The 3,285-nt window shown below is 61.4% G+C and carries 3 protein-coding genes; all 3 read right to left on the bottom strand.

What is annotated here, in order from left to right; all coding sequences use genetic code 11:
* Positions 1 to 37: 37 nt before the first annotated feature.
* Positions 38 to 1,348: a hypothetical protein gene (locus EU811_RS21675; RefSeq protein WP_142940342.1), complete on the bottom strand. Its 1,311-nt coding sequence runs from the start codon at positions 1,346 to 1,348 to the stop codon at positions 38 to 40.
* A gap of 235 nt (positions 1,349 to 1,583) precedes the next feature.
* On the bottom strand, positions 1,584 to 1,922 hold the full coding sequence (locus EU811_RS21670; protein ID WP_142940341.1) for a helix-turn-helix domain-containing protein: 339 nt from the start codon (positions 1,920 to 1,922) through the stop codon (positions 1,584 to 1,586).
* On the bottom strand, positions 1,919 to 3,031 hold the full coding sequence (locus tag EU811_RS21665; RefSeq protein WP_142940340.1) for a tyrosine-type recombinase/integrase: 1,113 nt from the start codon (positions 3,029 to 3,031) through the stop codon (positions 1,919 to 1,921). The genes EU811_RS21670 and EU811_RS21665 overlap by 4 nt, the downstream gene beginning before the upstream one ends.
* Positions 3,032 to 3,285 lie beyond the last annotated feature (254 nt).

Here is a 3,285-nt window from a genome sequence, read left to right as displayed (position 1 = left end):
CTAGTGGCGCAATGCTTTATCCGTTTTCTCAGGATGCTCAGGTGCGGCGTTGCTTGAGGGCGATGTAGTCAGACATTCTCGTGGCCGATCTCGCGGCGTGTTGGGCGATGATGGCGGGTCTGTAACCGAGTAGATCCATCAGCGTTCGGGCGTCGACTTCTTGGGTGAGGTCGCGCAGTGTTGCGTTTCGGGCTCTCTGGCCATCGATGCCCAGGACTTTGAGTCGTTCGGAAAGGGTCGCCGGGTGGATGTACTGGCCTGCCCGGGTGCCTGGGAACAGCCAGTTAGTGTTCGTGTTAGTGGTGTTCCGGTTCCCGCTTCCCTGGTGCTGGTTCCAGAACATCCCTGTTAGTGCTTCAGGTATTGCGGCGGGAATGGTGCCCAGCTTGAGGAACATGCCCTCGGGGGTGCTCTCGATGTCGGCCCGGCTGAGCATGACGATCTTGTTGATGGGGTGAGCCCAGAGCAGCAGGATGAGGCCTGCAAGGCGTGTCGATGTGATGACGTGGTTGTAATCGAGGCAGTTGCGGACCAGTTCGATGCGTTCCTGTTGGGTGATCATTGGCACGGAATGTGCGGGCCTGAAGGGCACGTCGAGCTTCCCGTAGGGTCTGCGGCCTTGCCGGTTGAGCCAGCGTGCGAAGTTGCGGACATGTTTGTGGGTGCTGGGCCCGATGCTGAGATATTCGTCGATGTGGGCTTGCCTGAGTTCGTCGGCTCCGATGCCATGAGTATTGCGGAGCCAGATGAGAAGTTTGGCGGCTTCGGTGATTTCCTGTTTGGCCGCGTGGGTGACGGTTTCGAGGTTCACTGTTGGGTCTGTGGCTCTGTCGCGGATGCGCTTGAGGTGGTGCCATGTTGCGAAGCGTTCGATGGTTTGGGTTGTTCCATCATCGGGGAGGTCGCTGATTTTGCTGGCAAGCCATTGCTCGAAGCGTACGAGCTTTTCGTTGCCGCGTCCGGGCATGATGCGGTGGTGCATGAGCAGGTAGCGCAGGTGCTCTGCGGCGGTTGACCGGGGGAGCGCGTCAAAGGCTTCGTGTGTCAGCGGGAGAGTCCGGTCGCCTATGGAGCTCAGTAGTTCCCTGGCTCGGGTGCCAGGGCGCATGTAGGTGTAGATGCTTTCGGGCCTGCCGGTTTCGGTGAGGAGGCTGATGAGGCGGTGGAGGCTGAGGTTGTCACCGGGTTTGAGCACCGCGGTGAGGTCGTCCTGGAGAGCGCAGCGGATGCAAAGGCCGGCGCGGAACCTTTCGATTTCACGGTTGCATCGGGTGCAGGTGAGGTCGGTGGTGATGCCCGCGCAGTCGCGGCAGATCGGTTGGTGGTCAGGGGAGCGTCCGGGGAGCATGCGGGTTTCGAGGCAGCGGGGGCATCTGCCGCGAGTGTGGGTGGCTTCCGTGAAGCAGGCTCCGCAGACCGGGCCGTCAGGCCAGCGCACCCGGATCTTAGCCACCATCAGGTTGCACCGGCCGCAGAGATAATCCCCGCTGGAGCGTGGCCGGCCCCGTTTCCTGGAGGTCTGCAGGTAATTGATTGTGGGTGGCCGCGCGGATCCGTTGCCTCCGGTGGCGGGCCGTCCCGGGTTAGCCATCGTCCTCGACGATTCGTGCGCGCACTGGGCGGTATTTGTGCAGGTCAGGGATGTCTTCGCCGGCAGCTTTGCGGTGCCGGATGGTCTTGGCTTCGGTGGCTGAGTAAGTGATGAGGTCGTTGGGTGTTACATCCAGGGCATCACAGAGTGCGACGAGAACCTTGAAGGAGATCCGTTCGGGCTCCTGGGTCACGATCCGCCAAATTGCGTTGGCGGTCAGGGTAATGCCGCGCTCGTGCAGGAGAGCAGCGAGCTCCTTGGCGGTGTGGACCCCTCGACGGGCCATGATCTCGCGGACCCGCCAGGTGTAGGCGATTTCTCGTCTGCTCATGGGTGCTTCCTTTCTGAGGGCAGCGCCAGGGCCGCTTTGATGGTTCGTTCATGCACTTGCTCAAGGGCGAGGCGCTGGTAGTCAGGGGAGGGCAGCGTATACAGGGACGTCGTGTAGGCGTGATCATGGCCCAGTTGCAGCTGCACGAAGGTCAGATCAAATCCTTCGACCGTGCTCAGGTGCGTGGCGTAGGAGCGGCGGAAGGAATGCAGGTCCAGTCCCTTGGGGTATCCCAGCTCATCCAGGAAGTCATGGAGCCGGTCGTTCAGATGCGACTCACTGACGACTTTCCCGCCGCTGGTGGGGAACAGGTCCGTGACTGGATGGCCGTAGCGGGGGAGGCCGTTTCTGATCCAATCGGCCACCATCTCCGCGGACCACTCCCAAACGGTGAGGACGGACCGGACCTTCTTGGCTGAACCCCTGTGCGGCTTGCCCCAGCGCACCAGAACGACGCCATGGTCTCCGAGGTAGGGTGCCTTGCCGTTGCGGGAAAAATCGGACACCTGCAAGCGGCGGAATTCCTCGGAGCGCAGACCCCAGCTGTAGGCAGACTTGAAAGCAATCGCGTCACGCCATGCAGACAAGGCACCCTTGCGGCCCGAGTCCAGGATCCGCACGACCTCGAGATCTGCGAGGTCGAAGAGTTCCTGTAGCTCACGCTGGCTGAAGGGTCGTTTCCCGGGCCGGGCTTCGGTCGGCTGCGAATGCGTCACCCGGTTCAGTTCCGTCACGACCTGGGAGAAGACTCGGCCAAACAGCTTCGCGCTTTGCTCGCACCAGTCGTACTGCGGGCTGCAGGCATAGTCACAGAACAGCTTCACCGCCGCCTGATACCCCCGGACAGTGCCGTGGGCGAGGTTCCTCACGGCCCGGGCGTGGGAAAAATAGTCGTCCGCGTCGCCAAGGCTCCATTCCCACGGATATTTGCCCGAGAAGTCCACGAAGCTCAAGACAACATTGCGCTTGGTGCGGATGGTCCCTGGCGAGAAATCCTGCGCACGCTGCTGGCGTGCCCAGCCATCCAGGACGAGGGCCAGGAACGAGTCTGGATCCGGCGTCTGACCGCCGAAAGGAACATAGAGAACATTCCCGTCATCCCGTGCCATGGTTCGCCTCGCATCATCAAGAACCCTTTGCAATTTTCGCACACAGTTTGCGAGAACCGCAATCGCTCAGGAGTGAAACCGCAGTTCAGAAGGCAAATACGGCGCCCACAATGAGCCCGGAACAGCGGGCACCTTCAGAACCCCGGCAATTCCGCCGTCAAGGCAAAATCGCAGGTCAGCACCGCTTTGGGGGAGGTCCAGCAGGCGTTTCCCACATCCTCACGATGTGCAGGAAAAGCACTTAGAGTCATTAC

This window comes from Arthrobacter sp. TS-15 (assembly GCF_006964045.1).
In the GTDB taxonomy this organism is placed as follows: Bacteria; Actinomycetota; Actinomycetes; order Actinomycetales; family Micrococcaceae; genus Arthrobacter.
This window is presented reverse-complemented; position numbering and strand designations above follow the sequence as displayed.

Bases quoted from the DNA above. Each gene is read 5' to 3' on its own strand.
- EU811_RS21675 (WP_142940342.1), bottom strand. From the start codon at position 1,348: ATGCTCCCCGGACGCTCCCCTGACCACCAACCGATCTGCCGCGACTGC.
- EU811_RS21670 (WP_142940341.1), bottom strand. From the start codon at position 1,922: ATGAGCAGACGAGAAATCGCCTACACCTGGCGGGTCCGCGAGATCATG.
- EU811_RS21665 (WP_142940340.1), bottom strand. From the start codon at position 3,031: ATGGCACGGGATGACGGGAATGTTCTCTATGTTCCTTTCGGCGGTCAG.